General features: G+C 45.9%; 14 protein-coding genes. 10 read left to right on the top strand and 4 right to left on the bottom strand.

The features are described 5' to 3' along the window. The first annotated feature begins 359 nt into the window (after positions 1–359). From L2082_RS13745 to L2082_RS13735, 3 genes are all read left to right on the top strand, one after another. Positions 360–734 (top strand): hypothetical protein, encoded by a 375-nt coding sequence (locus tag L2082_RS13745; RefSeq protein WP_446011859.1) that lies wholly within the window; start codon positions 360–362, stop codon positions 732–734. 189 nt (positions 735–923) lie between these two features. Next, on the top strand, positions 924–1,661 hold the full coding sequence (locus L2082_RS13740; protein WP_446011858.1) for a carboxypeptidase-like regulatory domain-containing protein: 738 nt from the start codon (positions 924–926) through the stop codon (positions 1,659–1,661). Positions 1,662–1,723: 62 nt separating this feature from the next. Further along, the gene (locus L2082_RS13735; RefSeq protein WP_446009992.1) at positions 1,724–2,293 is read left to right on the top strand and encodes a Uma2 family endonuclease; all 570 of its coding nucleotides are present in this window, start codon (positions 1,724–1,726) and stop codon (positions 2,291–2,293) included. Positions 2,294–2,389: 96 nt separating this feature from the next. Here the strand turns inward: L2082_RS13735 and htpG are convergent, their stop codons facing one another. Together htpG and hemG are read right to left on the bottom strand one after the other, a co-directional pair. After that, on the bottom strand, positions 2,390–4,270 hold the full coding sequence (htpG, locus tag L2082_RS13730) for a molecular chaperone HtpG (protein WP_446009991.1): 1,881 nt from the start codon (positions 4,268–4,270) through the stop codon (positions 2,390–2,392). Positions 4,271–4,491: 221 nt separating this feature from the next. Continuing rightward, on the bottom strand, positions 4,492–5,892 hold the full coding sequence (gene hemG / locus L2082_RS13725) for a protoporphyrinogen oxidase (protein WP_446009990.1): 1,401 nt from the start codon (positions 5,890–5,892) through the stop codon (positions 4,492–4,494). Between the two features lie 563 nt (positions 5,893–6,455). Between hemG and L2082_RS13720 the strand changes: the two genes are divergently transcribed. From L2082_RS13720 to L2082_RS13690, 7 genes are all read left to right on the top strand, one after another. Then, positions 6,456–7,082, top strand: coding sequence for a hypothetical protein (locus L2082_RS13720; protein ID WP_446009989.1), 627 nt, complete (start codon positions 6,456–6,458; stop codon positions 7,080–7,082). 104 nt (positions 7,083–7,186) lie between these two features. Then, entirely contained in the window at positions 7,187–8,164 is a 978-nt protein-coding gene (locus tag L2082_RS13715) for an amino acid ABC transporter substrate-binding protein (protein WP_446009994.1), read from the top strand. A gap of 23 nt (positions 8,165–8,187) precedes the next feature. After that, positions 8,188–9,342: an amino acid ABC transporter permease gene (locus L2082_RS13710; RefSeq protein WP_446009988.1), complete on the top strand. Its 1,155-nt coding sequence runs from the start codon at positions 8,188–8,190 to the stop codon at positions 9,340–9,342. 12 nt (positions 9,343–9,354) lie between these two features. Then, positions 9,355–10,449, top strand: coding sequence for an amino acid ABC transporter permease (locus L2082_RS13705; RefSeq protein ID WP_446011857.1), 1,095 nt, complete (start codon positions 9,355–9,357; stop codon positions 10,447–10,449). Between the two features lie 132 nt (positions 10,450–10,581). Next, entirely contained in the window at positions 10,582–11,349 is a 768-nt protein-coding gene (locus L2082_RS13700; RefSeq protein WP_446010479.1) for an amino acid ABC transporter ATP-binding protein, read from the top strand. Then, entirely contained in the window at positions 11,346–13,025 is a 1,680-nt protein-coding gene (locus L2082_RS13695; protein WP_446010478.1) for a DUF262 domain-containing protein, read from the top strand. The genes L2082_RS13700 and L2082_RS13695 overlap by 4 nt, the downstream gene beginning before the upstream one ends. A gap of 326 nt (positions 13,026–13,351) precedes the next feature. Next, on the top strand, positions 13,352–14,455 hold the full coding sequence (locus tag L2082_RS13690; RefSeq protein ID WP_446011856.1) for a CAP domain-containing protein: 1,104 nt from the start codon (positions 13,352–13,354) through the stop codon (positions 14,453–14,455). 31 nt (positions 14,456–14,486) lie between these two features. Here the strand turns inward: L2082_RS13690 and L2082_RS13685 are convergent, their stop codons facing one another. Together L2082_RS13685 and L2082_RS13680 are read right to left on the bottom strand one after the other, a co-directional pair. Beyond that, on the bottom strand, positions 14,487–15,209 hold the full coding sequence (locus tag L2082_RS13685) for an arginine N-succinyltransferase (protein WP_446010476.1): 723 nt from the start codon (positions 15,207–15,209) through the stop codon (positions 14,487–14,489). A 30-nt stretch (positions 15,210–15,239) separates the two neighbouring features. Continuing rightward, complete coding sequence (locus L2082_RS13680; RefSeq protein ID WP_446010475.1) at positions 15,240–15,662, bottom strand: FKBP-type peptidyl-prolyl cis-trans isomerase; 423 nt, start codon at positions 15,660–15,662, stop codon at positions 15,240–15,242. Positions 15,663–15,824 lie beyond the last annotated feature (162 nt).

The raw sequence follows: 15,824 nt of genomic DNA, 5'->3' as shown, positions 1-15,824 counted from the left end.
GTTAACAGCTCTGGGTATACAACGTAACGGTAAGCTGATTAACGTGAGCCTGAGAGAGCCTCCAACCTGAGGGCTGTCGGGTTATTGCGCCTTATGTCCATTTTACAGAAAGGCTGTCAGGGGCCTGTTTTACCGGCAATCTTAGAATTGTTGTTGGCAGATTGATGATGTGAGGGTGTTCGCCGATGAAAAGAATAGCTTTAACGTGCTCCTCTTTATGCTGGCAAACACTGGTGGATCAAAAACGATCCCAGAATGATTCTGGAGTGATCAGTATACGGGATCAAGGTGCTCTTGATCTCATTTCATTTCTTCTGGATCAAGGACGGGATATACATATACGAGTGTCAGGAGAATCAATGAGACCAACTCTGCTGGGCGGTGAAACTGTCCAGATTGCTTCTCTAAAGACCCTACGTCCGGGAGTTGGAGAACTTCTTCTTCTTTATGATCAACAGGGCAACCCTTTGATTCATCGTCTGGTTAGGCGGTATTCCTGCCAAGGGATATTCTATGTGCAAACACAAGGAGATGCCTGTCTTGCTTTTGATGCCCCCGTACCCTTGAGGCAAGTGCTGGGGCGTGTCACCCATATTCTTTATCATTTCAAATCTTCTTCCTCTGACCTGAGCAGGGTAACAGACCTCAGGACTCCAACTGTGCGATTGAAATCTTACTTTATTGTTGCACGTCAGTTGGCTTTCTTTTTTTTGCGTAGAGCAGGAAGAGTTTAGTCTTGCAGTCGTTCGACAAAAATGTGTTCTGATTTTCCCGTTACTGAAGCAGTAAGGGGCGCTTAGCCTTGTTTGTAATCAACTGACATCTATTTGACTAATTACTTGCGTTAAAATTTCTTTGTGGGTACCATAAAAAAAATGGGGATAGACTTTGAATGCTTAAGGGAATAGCAAAGGAGGAGGTCGATGCGTGCGAAAAATAACTTTAAAAAATATTTTACGCTTTTTTTGTTCTGGGGAGTTACAGGAGTCCTGAGTGGTATTTTTGCAGAAGTGGCAGAAGTCCAGGCCGGGTCAATATCAGGGAAAATAACAAGTAATGGTACAGAAGGCATTGCTGGTGTTTATGCCCAGGCGTTTAAAGAAGGTGTGCATCAAGCTAATTCTGCGAAAACAACGGGAAGCGGTGAGTATACCATTAATAACTTAGAGGATGGAGAATCATATAGAGTTCATTTCTTTGCGTTTGACACTGAGTATGTCTCGCGTTGGTATAGTGAGAGCGATCCAAATGGAGCTGAAGAAGACGATGCGACACCTTTAATGGTGTCTGGTGAGGTAACTGATAAAGATATTATCTTACCCTTGGGCGGTACCATATCGGGTCAATTGGTTAAAGATAAACAATGCTACTCTGGGACTATCGAAAATATATGGATATTAGCGCTTAACAGCATTGAAGTATTTAGAGGGATTACAAAAACAAGCGAAACCGGTGAATTTACAATAGGTGGCTTGCCTCTTGATGAAGAGATGAAGCTGTATATCTGGGATTATGATGGTGCTGGAGTTGAGGAGTGGTATGAAGATGCAGCTGACTTTGCTGGTGCCAAACTTATTGCTGTTCCGTCAACAGGAATTACGGTGAGTTTTTGTTCACTTCAAGTCAATATGGTGCCTATCTACAAGCTGCTCCTACTTTGATTCGCCTGATATTTGAACTCATCTGGTTCACCCGAAAAAAGTAACGCATAAATGGGACAAAAATGGGACAAGCCGCCAAACGCCACGCAGTCTATGAAGACCTGTTCGATCTGCCGGAAAACAGAGTCGGCGAAATCCTCAACGGCATTCTGGAAACCCATCCGCGACCTGCACCACGTCATGCAAGAGCATCGTCCTCATTGGGTACGAAAATCACTGCCCCGTATGATCATGGCCAGGGCGGGCCGGGAGGATGGTGGATTCTCGACGAGCCAGAACTGCATCTGGATGTCGATATAATGGTTCCTGATTTGGCAGGCTGGCGACGGGAGCGGATGCCGGAACTCCCGGAAACCGCTTGGTTTGAATGTGTGCCAGATTGGGTTTGTGAGGTGCTTTCGCCCTCAACAGGTAAGATTGACCGGGCCGTTAAGATGCCTTTGTACGCCCATTACGGAGTGCAGTATATATGGCTGGTGGATCCGGATCTGCGGACCTTGGAAGCCTATCAACTGCTGTCTGAGTCATCTGGAAATAAATGGGTGTTGCTTAAAACCTTACAGGATGATCAGAGCGTTTCTTTGCCGCCCTTTACAGAAATCAGTTTTGATTTATCCGTGTTGTGGGCATAAGGATTCTTCGGTGAAAATGTAGGGGCAGGTCCCAGTGCCTGCCCGGCTATAGAAAGGGCAAACACAGGGATTTGCCCCTACAATGATATTTACATCTTACGCCGACATCCGCTCCAAAATACGGTAGTTCCGATTCACCATCTCCTGCGGGTCAACAATCAACCCAGCCTGGATCATGGCGTTATCATAGATCTGCTCAGCGACATCCTTGGCAAAGTCCTGATCCTTGCTGCGCAGATCAGCCATCTTTTTGATCAACGGATTAGCCGGATTAATTTCCATTTCTTTTTTCCCTGCCATCATCATAGGATTATCCTGCCCGCTCTTGCCCTGAGCTGCCAGAATGCGTTCCATGGATGAGGTCATATAAGCATCTGCATTAACGATCATAGCCGGACTATCCACCAGACGGGTTGACGATTTAACCTCTTTGACCTTGTCACTCAAAATCTCTTTCATCCATTTGCACAGGGACGTCTGCACAGCCTCAGCCAGTTTTTCTTCTTTTGCCTCGTCCTGAGCCTGCTCTTCTTTGTCTGTGCTCTCTGGCAGGCGCAGGTCAGCCCGATCCGCAGAAAGAAGTTTTTTGCCGTCAAATTCTCCCAGATGGGAAAGAACAAAGTCGTCAATAGGCTCTAAGGTGTAAAGAATCTCAATGTCACGCTTCTTGAACATCTCTACATAAGGACCGTTCTCGATAGCTCCCCGGCTGGAACCGTTGATGTAGTAAATCTCTTCCTGTCCTTCTGCCATCCGGTCCACGTACTCCTGCAAGGAGGTCATGCTGTCAGCATCTGTGGCAGAAGATTCAAAACGCAACAAAGGAGCCAGTTCCTTTTGGAACTCAAAGTCAGAGGTAACACCCTCTTTGAGAAAGATACCAAAGGTCTTCCAGAACGCCAGATATTTTTCGCTATCTTTCTTGGCCTCTTCGGTCATGTATTTGAGGAAGCGTTTGGTGATGACCTTGCGCAGTTTCATGACCAGGGCATTATCCTGCAGGGACTGACGGGAAATATTGAGAGGAAGATCTTCAGAATCCACCACACCCTTGATAAAGCGCAGCCATTCAGGCAGGATGTTTTTGCTGTGCTGGTCAATCAATACCTTCTGACAGTAGAGATTAACGCCAGGTTCCATGCGGCCCATACCAAGGTTTTCAAAGTTATCCTTGGGCACAAAAAGGAGGGCATTAATGGCCAGTGGCGCATCAGCAGCAAAATGGAGGCGGAAGGTAGGCTCATCATAGGCGTTTGCAACGAACTTATAAAACTCGTTGTATTCTTCGTCAGTGATCTCACTTTTGGAGCGACTCCAGATGGCCTCAACCGTGTTGACCTTATTGCCTTCAACCTTAACAGGAAAAGGGATAAAGGTTGAGTATTGTTTAATGATGCGTTCTATAGTGAATTTCTGGCCATACTCCTCAGCATCATCCTTCAGTTCAATGATAATTTTGGTGCCCCGATGCAGACCGTCGCAGGAGCTGATGGTATAGGAACCATTGCCGTCAGAATGCCATTCATGGCCTTCACTGCCGTCCCAGGAACGGGTTTGGACGGTGACAGTTTTTGCTGCCATAAAGGCTGAGTAAAAGCCCACCCCAAATTGACCGATCAGACTGACATCTTTTTTCGCTGCTTCAGCCAGTTCTTCCACGAATTTTCCAGAGCCGGAATGGGCAATAGTCCCCAGGTTTTCCTCCAGTTCTGCTGCTGTCATACCAATACCGGTATCTGTGATAGTCAGGGTGTGTTTTTTATCATCACAGTCAATATTGATTTCAAGCGGGACATGGGCGTCAAATTCCGGCTGTTCCGTCAGGGAAAGATGGCGAAATTTTTCCAAGGCATCAGAGGCATTGGAAACGAGTTCACGGACAAAGATATCCCGTTCGGTATAGAGAGAGTTGATGACAATGTCGAGAACCTTTCGGGTCTCGGCCTGAAATTGTTTGGTTTCAGCCTGTGTAGTCATGATGATTATCCTTTTTTAAATATTTTTTTAATGAGTTATATTTTGCGCTCCCTTCCCAGGGGATGGGATGGAATTGTATGCTGAGATGAGGTTGCCCTTCTCTAATAAACCCCAACAGTAAGCATGATTAGGCAGGTGTCAAGATATTGGTGGAAAGAGTGGGGCGGCTGGGTTTCTGGTTCCCAAGTTTTTCTGGTTCCCAAGCTCCAGCTTGGGAACCATTAAAAATATACTCCCTTTACCTCTTCTGCACGCTCTTCCTGATATCCGGTCAGGATACGTTTAGCCATTTCCCAGGCCTGTTTATGCATATCATTGATGCCGATCCCCTGCCAGCCAAAGCCGCACAGGTGGAGGTTATTATTTTCTGCATGAATTTTCTGGCGCCAATCAAGGAGAGCTGGGTATCCTTCTTCCAGCTGAGGAATGCCGTACTTGGGACGCAAAACCCGGCTGAACACAGGAGGATCAGGTAACTCTATGAGTTGTTTCAAATCATCATAGACCTTGCTGACCAATTCTTCATCAGGAAGATCCAACCGCTCCGGATGCCTGCGTCCACCAACCAAGGCCTCCACCAGGACATGGCCTTCAGGGGTCCGGGCAGGGAACATATGCGAGGAAAATAAGGCACCAAGGGCAAAACGCTGTTCTTTTTCCGGGGCAAGATAACCAAAACCAAAGGGAATTTTTGCTTTGTCTGTAAAACCAAGGACCACATTGGCAATGCGTGCTTCTTGGAGAGCATTTATTGGTGGTGTGGGGAACTCGCTGTCAGCAAGAAGTTCCAGACAACGATTTACTGGCAGGGCAATGATTACATGGCGGGCCTGGAGTTCGAGTTGACCGGTTCGTACCAGCCATCCCTTTTCATTCCGGGCAATGGAGCGGGCCACAGTGCGGTACATAATTTCTTGATTTGGGATGAGCTTGGCTGCCATGGCTTGGGGCAGGCGTGACATACCAGCATGAAAGCTGGTCATGGCAGGCAGGCCTTTTTTCTTTTTCCCGTTTTTTTTGCGGGCAGCACGCATTTTGTGGAGAGCACCTTTCAGAACCGATCCATGGGTCTGCTCCAGGTTATGCAGGCCAGGCATGACAGCTTCCAGCTTCAACCGTTCAATATCACCAGCATAGGTTCCTGTGAAAACAGCATCAGCAAAGGGGAGCATTTTTTTGCCAAAGCGATGTTCCACCCATTGAGCCACTGAAGGTTGGTCGGGCAGAGGTTTTTTCCAGAGGTCGGCAAGCACTCTGAGTTTGGCTGTCAGAGGAAGCAAAGGGGCCTTCAGGATTTTCCCCGGAGTCTGGGGAATGCATTGGAGCTGACCATCCAGGCAGATATAGCGGACAAATTCAGAGAGAGGGGCTTTTTCGACTTCTTGGGTGAGTCCTGCCTCATGAATAAGAACTTTGCTTTCCAGAGAGTTGTCCAGAAAGCCGTGGGCACCTGCTTCAGCAAGGTATCCTTCCTCAAGATACGAGGCAACAGCCCCGCCAGGATGATCGCCCTGTTCAATAACCAGCAAGGAAATATCCGGGTCTTTATGTTTGAGAAAGGTGGCTGCTGCCAGGCCGGAAAGGCCAGCACCGATAATTAATACTTCAGCAGATGCTTGCATAATGATAAACCATGATAGTATTCTTTTTCGTGGTTGAGACTTGCTCCTGTTATTGAATTGCAGGTTGGCGTTGCCTTTGTCAACGAGCCGTTTAACGAGAAAAGGAGACAATCTCTCAGCGAGGGTGGTTCTCTGGGATAAAATAAAATAGTATATCTTGAGCCTGCAAAGGGGTCAAGCAGGAACCGGCCTACTGCCTCAACGCACTCTGCAACATATTGTCTGGGCACCAGTAAAAACTCTTTGTTGTCTTTTCAATGGTTGAGATGAAAAAGAAAATTCATCAGGACATGATGCGGAGCTTCACGGCGTCTGTGCCCAAGCAGAGCTTAGGAACCCAAAAAGGCTCCAGCTTGGGAACCACTACATTGTACTCATACTCCTGATGAAAAAATATGGATTCAAAATTTTGAATAATTCTTCCCTTTGTAAACATCTCGTGTTATTCTTTCTGGAAAATATATTTCATACGCCCAACAGGAGAAACATTGCTTGCTCCACCGGCTTCCGACTGAGATAATCTCTGGAGCAAATAAAGACAAACTTTGTTTTTATAAGCAGCTATGGCTTACAGTAAATTCACCCTGAAAGATGCCAAGGAAAAGCTTGGCCTTCAAATAGTTGAGAATGAAAAAATATTTTCAGATGATAACATCAAACCTGCACCGATAAGCGATTACCTGCAAACAACACTGGCTGAATTCGCCCCGCTGGCTCTGTCTATTAACACCGAAAAGTCCAGATCCGAGTGGATTATTGCTCCAATTATGGCTGAGTTGCGAAGAGAGCTGAAAAACACTATCAGCTTGTTTTCAGGATTCACCTTTACAGTGGACGAAGGAAAAGAACTGGATGGAAAATGCGATTATATTATCAGCCTGAATCCGGAGCAGTTTTATATCACAGCACCGGTTATAACCATTGTTGAAGCAAAAAAGGAAAATATCGTTCAGGGGCTCGGTCAATGCATAGCAACGATGTATGCAGCGGATCTCTATAATAAACAGGAAGGTACGCCGATCCCCTGTATATACGGCTGCGTTACCTCGGGAACCACTTGGAAATTTATGAAATTCTCTGACAACACAGCCTATATTGATATTGATGAGTACTACCTGAAAGAAATTGAATCGTTAATGGGTATTCTGTTAACAATCGTCCGCTCGGAACAGGATGCTGTGAAAAGCTGACAACGCAATCAATACAGTATATCATACGCCTATCAGAAGAAAGAGGATAAAGCATGAAAAAATATTCAATAAGCACGATCAGCAGCATAGTTACTTGTCTGCTCATGCTGTCTGGATTTTCGGTACAGGCAGGAACCTTGGATGAAGTAAAAAAACGGGGTACATTGGTTTGCGGTGTTTCTACAGGTTTGCCTGGATTTTCCTCCACCGATGAAAAGGGACATTGGAAAGGACTGGATGTTGATGGCTGTCGAGCCATTGCTGCTGCTGTTTTTGGGGATGCAAACAAGGTGAAATATGCTCCCTTGAATGCCAAAGAACGTTTTACAGCCTTACAGTCCGGCGAAATTGATGTGCTGGTCCGCGGGACCACTTGGACGAAGCATCGTGATACTGCACTTGGGTTGAACTTTGTTGGGGTGAATTATTACGATGGTCAAGGCTTTATGGTCCCCAAGAAGCTCGGAATTACATCAGCAAAAGAACTGGACGGGGCGATTTTTTGTATTCATGCCGGAACAACCAGTGAGCTGAATTTAGCAGATTATTTTGCCAAGAATAATATGAAATACGATGCTGTTGTTTTTGACACCCATGATCAGGCTGCCAAAGGTTTTGAAGCTGGTCGTTGTGACTGCCTGACCTCGGATCAATCGCAATTGTATGCCCTGCGAACCCAATTGAGCAAACCATATGACGCTGTTATTTTGAAGGAGATTATTTCCAAGGAACCTCTGGGACCGGTTGTGCGCCAAGGTGATGACGCCTGGTTCAATGTGGTGCGCTGGACTTTTTTTGCAATGATCAATGCTGATGAGTTGGGGGTCACATCTGCCAACGTTGATGCGATGAAAAGGAGGTCTGTTAATCCTGCTATTCGACGACTGGTCGGGCTGGACGGCGATAAGGGGCAGAGTCTGGACCTGCCGGACGACTGGAGTTATCAGGTCATTAAGCAGGTCGGCAACTATGCCGAAGTTTTTGAACGCAATGTGGGCAAAGGGTCTGCCTTGCGAATCAGACGTGGGCTGAACGCCTTATGGAAGGACGGGGGCATTCAGTATGCTCCGCCTATGCGCTGACAGTGATGGAGAGATCAGAAAACATGATGCGATGGTTGAACCAAGGTCGGAACAGGGCCTTGGTTTTCCAGGTTGCCCTGATGTTGGGCACGATGCTCTTTTTTTTTCTGATCGGGGCCAATGCCCTCAGTAATCTTGAACAACAGGGAATAACCAGTGGTTTTGCCTTTCTTTCACAAAAAGCTGGTTTTGGCATTATCCAAACCCTGATTGATTATAACGAATCCAGCACCTATGGTCGAACCTTTCTGGTTGGACTGCTCAATACAATTCTGGTTTCTGCGTTAGGTATTATCGGTGCAACTGTTCTTGGATTTATTGTTGGAATTGCAAGGATTTCTTCAAATTGGTTGATTGCCAAACTGGCAGCACTGTATATTGAAATTTTTCGGAACCTTCCTCTGCTGTTACAGGTATTTTTTTGGTATTTTGCTGTTCTGCGTTCTCTTCCCTTACCCCGTAATAGTCTGCATATAGGAGACTGGATTTTTTTGAATATTCGAGGTGTCTATATGCCTCGACCGCTTCCTGATCTGGGATTCACGCTCCTGGTTATTGGTTTTTTTACGAGTCTTGTTGCGATCGGTATATTGTTCTTCTGGGCACGAAAATACCAGGAAAAAACAGGAAAAGAGTTACCTGTCTTTCCCCTTTCTTTAGCAATACTTGTTGTTCCTATCATGATTATCTGGTGTACAACAGGTGGTCCCCTGCATTGGGAGTACCCTAGTCTGCAAGGATTGAATTTTAAAGGAGGGATGACAGTTATCCCTGAGCTTGCTGCTCTTCTGCTTGCGCTGACTGTGTATACTGCCAGTTTTATTGCTGAAATTGTCCGGTCCGGTATCCAGTCAGTCAACCATGCTCAGACAGAAGCAGCCCGGGCTCTTGGGCTGGCGCAACGAAAAATTTTGCGGCTGGTGGTCATTCCTCAGGCCATGCGCGTGGTCATTCCCCAGATGACCAGCCAATATCTCAATTTGATAAAAAATTCATCGTTAGCTGCTGCTATTGGTTATCCAGATTTAGTTGCGGTTTTTGCCGGGACAAGTTTGAATCAGACCGGTCAGGCTATCGAAATCATTGCTATGACAATGGCCGTCTATCTGACACTCAATCTGACAACTTCATGGCTCATGAATAAATATAATGCGCGCGTTTTATTACAGGAGCTGTAAAGAAGGAATGTTATGGCCGTAGTGCATACTCCTCATCCTGATTTACCACCACCAATGATCAGTGTTGGTGTTGTGGGTTGGTTGCGGCGAAATCTGTTTTCAACCCCATTGAACAGTCTGTTTACCTTAGGGTCCCTTTATCTTCTGTATCTCGTTGTGCCCCCAATGGTCAACTGGGCTCTGCTTGATGCTGATTGGGCAGGAACAAGCCGGGAGGCCTGCTCCGGTGAGGGGGCCTGTTGGGTCTTTGTCAGGCTCCGTTTTCTCCATTTTATGGTTGGCTTTTACCCGGAGAGCGAATTATGGCGACCTGTTGTTGTGTTTGGGCTGGCAGGTCTGCTGCTTTTGTACCTTTTGCTGAAGAAGCTTCCTTATAAGAGCTATGTTGCCGGATTCGGCATTCTTGTTTTCCCTTTTATTGCTTTTTTTCTCTTTTACGGCGGTTTGTTTGGTTTACCAGTGGTGGAGACGCATCAGTGGGGAGGGTTGATGCTTACCCTTATCCTGTCAACCGTAGGGATGCTTTTTGCCATGCCTCTTGGTACTCTCCTGGCATTAGGGCGGCGTTCCTCTATGGCTATACCCAGGGGATTGAGTGTTGTCTTTATTGAACTCTGGCGTGGCGTGCCCTTAATTACAGTTTTGTTTATGTCGTCAGTACTCCTTCCTTTATTTATGCCGGAAGGAGTGCGGCTTGATAAACTGTTGCGAGCCTTGATAGGGATTTCGCTGTTTCAGTCAGCCTATATGGCAGAGGTGATACGGAGTGGACTCCAGTCTGTTCCTCATGGACAATATGAAGCAGCAGATGCTTTGGGACTCTCCTACTGGAAGGCTATGTTGCTGATTATTTTACCTCAAGCTTTAAAAAATGTTATTCCTGGCATAGTGAACACCTTTATAGCGCTTTTTAAAGATACAACTTTAGTATTGATTATAGGGCTTTTTGATCTGCTGGCAACAGTCCAGGCCTCATTTACTGATAGTAAATGGTTGGGATTTTCAGCTGAGGGGTATATTTTTGCCGGATTTGTCTATTGGCTGTTCTGTTTTTCCATGTCCCGGTATAGCCAATATCTGGAAAAGAAGCTGCATACCGGACATTGAAAATGAGATCAAATAATGCAAAGAGACGGGCAGTATAATAAAATTTCACCCCTTCCCCAGGGCAGGAGCAATAAAAAAATGAAAATTGGTCGGGCAATCACAACGGATTAGCCAGTACTGTTATATAAAAAAATGGAAAATACATCACCAGAACAGGTAGAGCAAGAACAGACCATTGCTATTGAGCTTGCAGGCGTGCATAAATGGTATGATGCCTTTCATGTCCTTAAGGATATTAATCTGACTGTTCAGCGGGGTGAGCGGATTATTATCTGCGGTCCTTCTGGTTGTGGAAAATCAACCCTTATCCGCTGTATCAACAGACTGGAGGTGCATCAGCGAGGGGTTATCCGTGTCGATGGCCTTGAGCTTGATGATAATCTTAAGCATATTGAACAGGTGCGCCGTGATGTTGGGATGGTTTTTCAGCAATTTAACCTCTTCCCTCACCTCACTGTCCTGGATAACTGTTGCCTGGCCTTGATCTGGGTTTTAAAAAAGCCGCGCAAGGAGGCTGAAGATATCGCCTTGGGATATCTGGAACGGGTGAAGATTGTTGATCAGGCTTATAAATATCCTGAGCAACTGTCTGGTGGTCAGCAGCAGCGGGTTGCCATAGCCCGTTCTCTCTGTATGAATCCCAGTATAATGCTTTTTGATGAGCCCACTTCCGCCCTTGATCCGGAGATGATCAAAGAGGTGCTGGACGTTATGGTGGACTTGGCTCAGGCAGGTATGACCATGATCTGTGTTACCCATGAGATGGGTTTTGCCCGCACCGTTGCTGATCGGGTTCTTTTTATGGATTCCGGTGAGATTATTGAAGAGAATGATCCGGAAAATTTCTTCTCCAATCCCCAATCAGAGCGAACAAAGCTGTTCCTTGGACAGATTTTATGAAAGATTTTATGCTCATGGAGCCTGCTAATCTTACCTTTCAGGAATTGTTCAGCAACGGGATACAGTATGTTGTCCCGAGATTTCAACGTGATTATGCCTGGGGCCTGGAGCAGTGGGAAGATCTCTGGTCTGATATTGGAACGCTACCGGAAGAACATTATCACTACATGGGCTATATTGTTCTTCAGCGGAAGGAACAGTATTATTTCGAGGTCATTGATGGGCAGCAGCGCTTGGTAACGGCAACCCTGATTATCCTGGCAGCAATGAAACAGATTCAGGATCTGATTGATACTGGTCAGGATCCGGAAAATAATAAAGAGCGACTTGATGAGTTGCGCAACAGATTTATTGGCTCCAAAGACTTTGTTTCTTTGAAGGTGAGCAGCAAGCTCTCCTTAAACCGTAATAATAAACGCTTCTATCGTTCAGTCTGTTCTCAACTGAGCACCCCAAATGTTCGCGGCCTAACTGCTACCAACAAGCTGATCAAGAAATGCTTCGACTTCTTTTATAGGCAGAAGATGGGCGCAGCAGGGCATGAGATTGCTGCCTTTGTTGAGCAGGTCACCTCTGGCCTGATGTTTACCAGAATTGTTGTTCAGGATAATCTGAACGCCTACAAGGTGTTTGAAACATTGAATGCCCGAGGCGTCCAGTTGTCCACCCCTGATCTGCTCAAGAATTATCTTTTTTCCGTTATCACGGGCAAGGATGACGTGCCGGATGAGCAGTTAGATGAACTGGATGAAGATTGGTCAGCTATTGTGGATCAACTGGGAGAAAATACCTTTACCGATTTTACCCGGTACCATCATAATTTTCAGAAAAGGCTTGTTACCAAAAAAGGGTTGTTCAAATCTCTCAGAGAGTTGGCTGACACGCCGGAACGTTCATATGCCTATGTGCGCTCATTATCTGAATTTGCTCCTGTGTACGCTTCTTTGCTCAGTCCTTATGACGAGTGGTGGGCTTTACAGGGTGAGGAGTATCGACCGGCTCGCCATTATTTGGAAGGCTTAAAACTCTTTAATATTAAGCAGCCTTTCACCATTTTGATGGCTGCTTTTAAAGCTTTCTCCTCTGCTGAATTCATCAAGCTGCTCCGCTATCTCTATGTCCTTTCCATCCGTTATAACGTCATTTGTCGGCATTCGCCCAGTGAGCAGGAACGGAGCTATAATCGAATTGCGATGCGGGTATTTCATAAGGAATTCATGCGGGCAAGTCATGTGAAAAACTCTGAAGAATTCAGAGCCTTGTATCCAGAAGACAGCAGCTGTATCAATGCGTTTGAGTTCTACAAGCTGCCCAGCAGAAGTTCCTCAAAAAAAATCCGATTTTTACTGGCAGAGATTGAGCAGTCTCTTGGGCATGAAGTTGATTACACCAAGACAAGTCTTGAGCATGTTTGTCCGTATAACCCTGATCAAAGTTGGTATGAACATTTCGGGCAAGGGGCCAATGAAGTAGCTGATCGGCTTGGCAATATGGTCCTTTTGAGCAAAGATGAGCTGAACAGGAGCAGTTTTGCCGACAAGAAGGAGGCATACCTGCTCTCTCAGTTTCGCTTGGCGCATAAAGTTGCGGAGTATGAGGAGTGGAACCTGAAACATGTTAATTTGTTTCAGGAATGGCTTGCTTTTCAGGCGGCTCAAGCGTGGAGGGTGGATTAATGGTGGTGACTTTGGTGTGGACAGAGGTGGAGGTAAGCTGAAATGTATTTTTATTGCAATATGTAAAGGAGTAATTATGATGGTCTGCCAAAAAGTCAGAAATCAGCATGTCACTGACGGCAACTCAAAGGGGTACGAAGCAAAATTCCTCAAAATCTGACTTCTTACAAAACCATCAAAGAGAGTTGAAGAATTGGCCGAACGTGACCCTGATGGTTATTATAGTGATCAAGATTATAATTTTCTTGAAATGTTAGTAATTGTATAGAGTATTGAATAGCTCAAGAACCGGAAGAAAAGAGTTTAACCTAGGAGAGTGCAACCCAATGGCATATAATTTTAAATGGCTTTTGACGAGTATATATGTTTTAGGGGCTGTTGTACCGGTGAGCACAATGGCAGAGGAACCTTACCCTGCATTGGATCCTCCTTTTTATCAAAGTGGGATTCCGCTGGACCAGACTGCTGTTGATGAAACAATAAGTTCAAAGGAGACAGCAACAACAGAATGGACCTATCATAAAACTGCTGACGGCAGCCACCCAAATGGTCATGAGCAGCAAGCTCTCTGGCTGATGAACAGAGCCCGTCTCAACCCGGCTCAGGAGGGGATATGGCTTGCATCTTCAGATGACCCTGAAGTCGCTGATGGGAGAAATTATTTTGGTGTTAATAAAACTAAACTGAAAAATGAGTTTACAGGATATGCCGCTAAGGGACCAGCAGCATTCGATAACCGGCTCTATGCAGCCGCTTACGCCCACTCCCTGGACCTCATATCAAGAGATGCCCAAGATCATACAGGTCAATTTGCCAGAATAGACAGTGCAGGCTTTCATTACACCCGGGGCAGAGGAAATGTGTTTGCCTATGCTTCTTCTGGAATAAATGCCCATGCTGCCTGGAATATTGATTGGGGGTCTGAACCTGATGGTATGCAAACAGGCCGTGGGCATCGTATGGCAATTATGTCAGTCGACGGCGAATATACCAATGTTGGCATTGCCGCTATTCACGAAAACAACTCAGGAACCAACGTAGGTGAATACGTCACAACGGGAAATTATTGCCAGGCAAATACAAATAATAGTAATCACTATAATGTATTTATCGTTGGAACTGTATGGACAGATGCCAACGGAAATGAACAATATGACCCCGGTGAAGGTAAGGGCAATGTTGCTGTTATACCTAATCAAGGTAAGTATTATGCAATTACCGGCAGCGCTGGTGGTTATGCAATACCTGTCAGCAATGGGACTTATTCTGTTTCTTTCAATGGTGGGGAACTTACCGGCGTTTACACCAAAACAATTACGGTGAGCGAACAAAGTGCTCTTCTTGATATTGAAACGTCTTCCGACACCCCTGATGAGCTGGGGAGAGTTTTGTCTCCAATACTGCACTTGCTCCTGCAGCGAGAGCAGTAGTCAGGCAAGGGATCAGGGGGCACCAAACCCCTCACTCCCTAAGCTTCACATACAACTCACCATCCTGAACCTGAATACTCTCCACACCCTCACCTAAGCTCTGCCAAAATCCCGGCTCACCGCCAAACTCCTGCATAAGATCAATATTTTTTAAACCACCCAACCAGGCATTAGGAATTGGAATCCCCATCACAGAAACCCCTCTGAGAGCCACCACAGGTTTATTATTGCGATAGGCCAGTTCCGCCCCAGCCCGAACCCGCAGGGTTTTACCACCCATGATCGGAAAATCAGGATCCACCGGGATAAGCAGGCGCAGGCTGACCAAATCCGTTGCCAGGTCAATAGCCATTTTTTGGGCAAGATCGGTATTATTTGCCAACAGCCCGTTAAGTTCTCGTTCTGTAAATGTAATCTCGCGATTTGCACCCTCTTCAGAATAAGCTTCCGGTTTCAAAGCGCCTTGGGCATCATAGTCACCCGGCTGCGGTGTATAGGAACGTGCTCGTGCTGTGTCTGCATTTCTGTTTGCTCCTTGAGAAGGAGAGCCTGCAACCGCGTCGAACTGATTAAGCTTCTGCTCTAATCGTTGCTCTTCCTGTTGCGTTAACTCCACCGGGGTAAAGGGGGAAGGAAAGAGCCAGGTCTTAATGGCAAAGAAGGTGAGCAGGGCAGTTACGAGCATTGCACCTGCAACAATGAGTAAGACCTGTTTTAAGGAAACGCCTTTTTTATGCACTACCTGCTCAGTCATGGGGTCTTTCTCCTTGAAACTTTTTATGAATTATTGCACATCAACAATATGAACAGCGCAGTAGAGTTCCTGCCCTGCCAAGGGGTGGTTGAAATCCACGATAACAGTGTTCTTTTTTACTTCCAGCACCTTACCATTAATAGTCTGTCCCTTTGGCCCATTGGCATGGATAATGGTCTCCGGGACCAGGGATTCCGGAGGCAGGTCTGTTTTAGGGATTTCGAGCAGGGCATCAGGGTCATGCGCACCAAAGGCCTGATCAACCGGGAGAATAATATCTTTTTTTGTGCCTTTTTCAAAGCCTGCAACTGCCTGCTCCAGGCCGTCGATTACTTCACCTGATCCCTGGACATAGGTAACCGGTTCTTCGCCTTGTGTGGTCTCAATGATATCGCCGGTTTTCAGGCTCAGGGTATAGTCAATAATAACGGTCTTTCCTTCTGTTATTTTCATAGATCTGGATACCTGTTGTTTGTAGTGTTTGTAGACAGGCCCCTGACAGCCTTTTTCTGCTAGCTGGTTAATCTTTTAATTTTACACCAGAAAAAAATGGACATTTGAGATTTTTCTGGTATTAATGTAATAAAAAACGATTTGTCATTGGTAACCAAGGGA

Source organism: Candidatus Electrothrix sp. (genome assembly GCF_052785085.1).
Note: the sequence above shows the minus strand (reverse complement) of the source record. Positions and strands in the feature narration are given on the sequence as shown.

Excerpts from the sequence above, each read along its gene's own strand:
- L2082_RS13745 (WP_446011859.1), top strand. The coding sequence starts at position 360 with ATGAGACCAACTCTGCTGGGCGGTGAAACTGTCCAGATTGCTTCTCTA.
- L2082_RS13740 (WP_446011858.1), top strand. The coding sequence starts at position 924 with ATGCGTGCGAAAAATAACTTTAAAAAATATTTTACGCTTTTTTTGTTC.
- L2082_RS13735 (WP_446009992.1), top strand. The coding sequence starts at position 1,724 with ATGGGACAAGCCGCCAAACGCCACGCAGTCTATGAAGACCTGTTCGAT.
- htpG (WP_446009991.1), bottom strand. The coding sequence starts at position 4,270 with ATGACTACACAGGCTGAAACCAAACAATTTCAGGCCGAGACCCGAAAG.
- hemG (WP_446009990.1), bottom strand. The coding sequence starts at position 5,892 with ATGCAAGCATCTGCTGAAGTATTAATTATCGGTGCTGGCCTTTCCGGC.
- L2082_RS13720 (WP_446009989.1), top strand. The coding sequence starts at position 6,456 with ATGGCTTACAGTAAATTCACCCTGAAAGATGCCAAGGAAAAGCTTGGC.
- L2082_RS13715 (WP_446009994.1), top strand. The coding sequence starts at position 7,187 with ATGCTGTCTGGATTTTCGGTACAGGCAGGAACCTTGGATGAAGTAAAA.
- L2082_RS13710 (WP_446009988.1), top strand. The coding sequence starts at position 8,188 with ATGATGCGATGGTTGAACCAAGGTCGGAACAGGGCCTTGGTTTTCCAG.
- L2082_RS13705 (WP_446011857.1), top strand. The coding sequence starts at position 9,355 with ATGGCCGTAGTGCATACTCCTCATCCTGATTTACCACCACCAATGATC.
- L2082_RS13700 (WP_446010479.1), top strand. The coding sequence starts at position 10,582 with ATGGAAAATACATCACCAGAACAGGTAGAGCAAGAACAGACCATTGCT.
- L2082_RS13695 (WP_446010478.1), top strand. The coding sequence starts at position 11,346 with ATGAAAGATTTTATGCTCATGGAGCCTGCTAATCTTACCTTTCAGGAA.
- L2082_RS13690 (WP_446011856.1), top strand. The coding sequence starts at position 13,352 with ATGGCATATAATTTTAAATGGCTTTTGACGAGTATATATGTTTTAGGG.
- L2082_RS13685 (WP_446010476.1), bottom strand. The coding sequence starts at position 15,209 with ATGACTGAGCAGGTAGTGCATAAAAAAGGCGTTTCCTTAAAACAGGTC.
- L2082_RS13680 (WP_446010475.1), bottom strand. The coding sequence starts at position 15,662 with ATGAAAATAACAGAAGGAAAGACCGTTATTATTGACTATACCCTGAGC.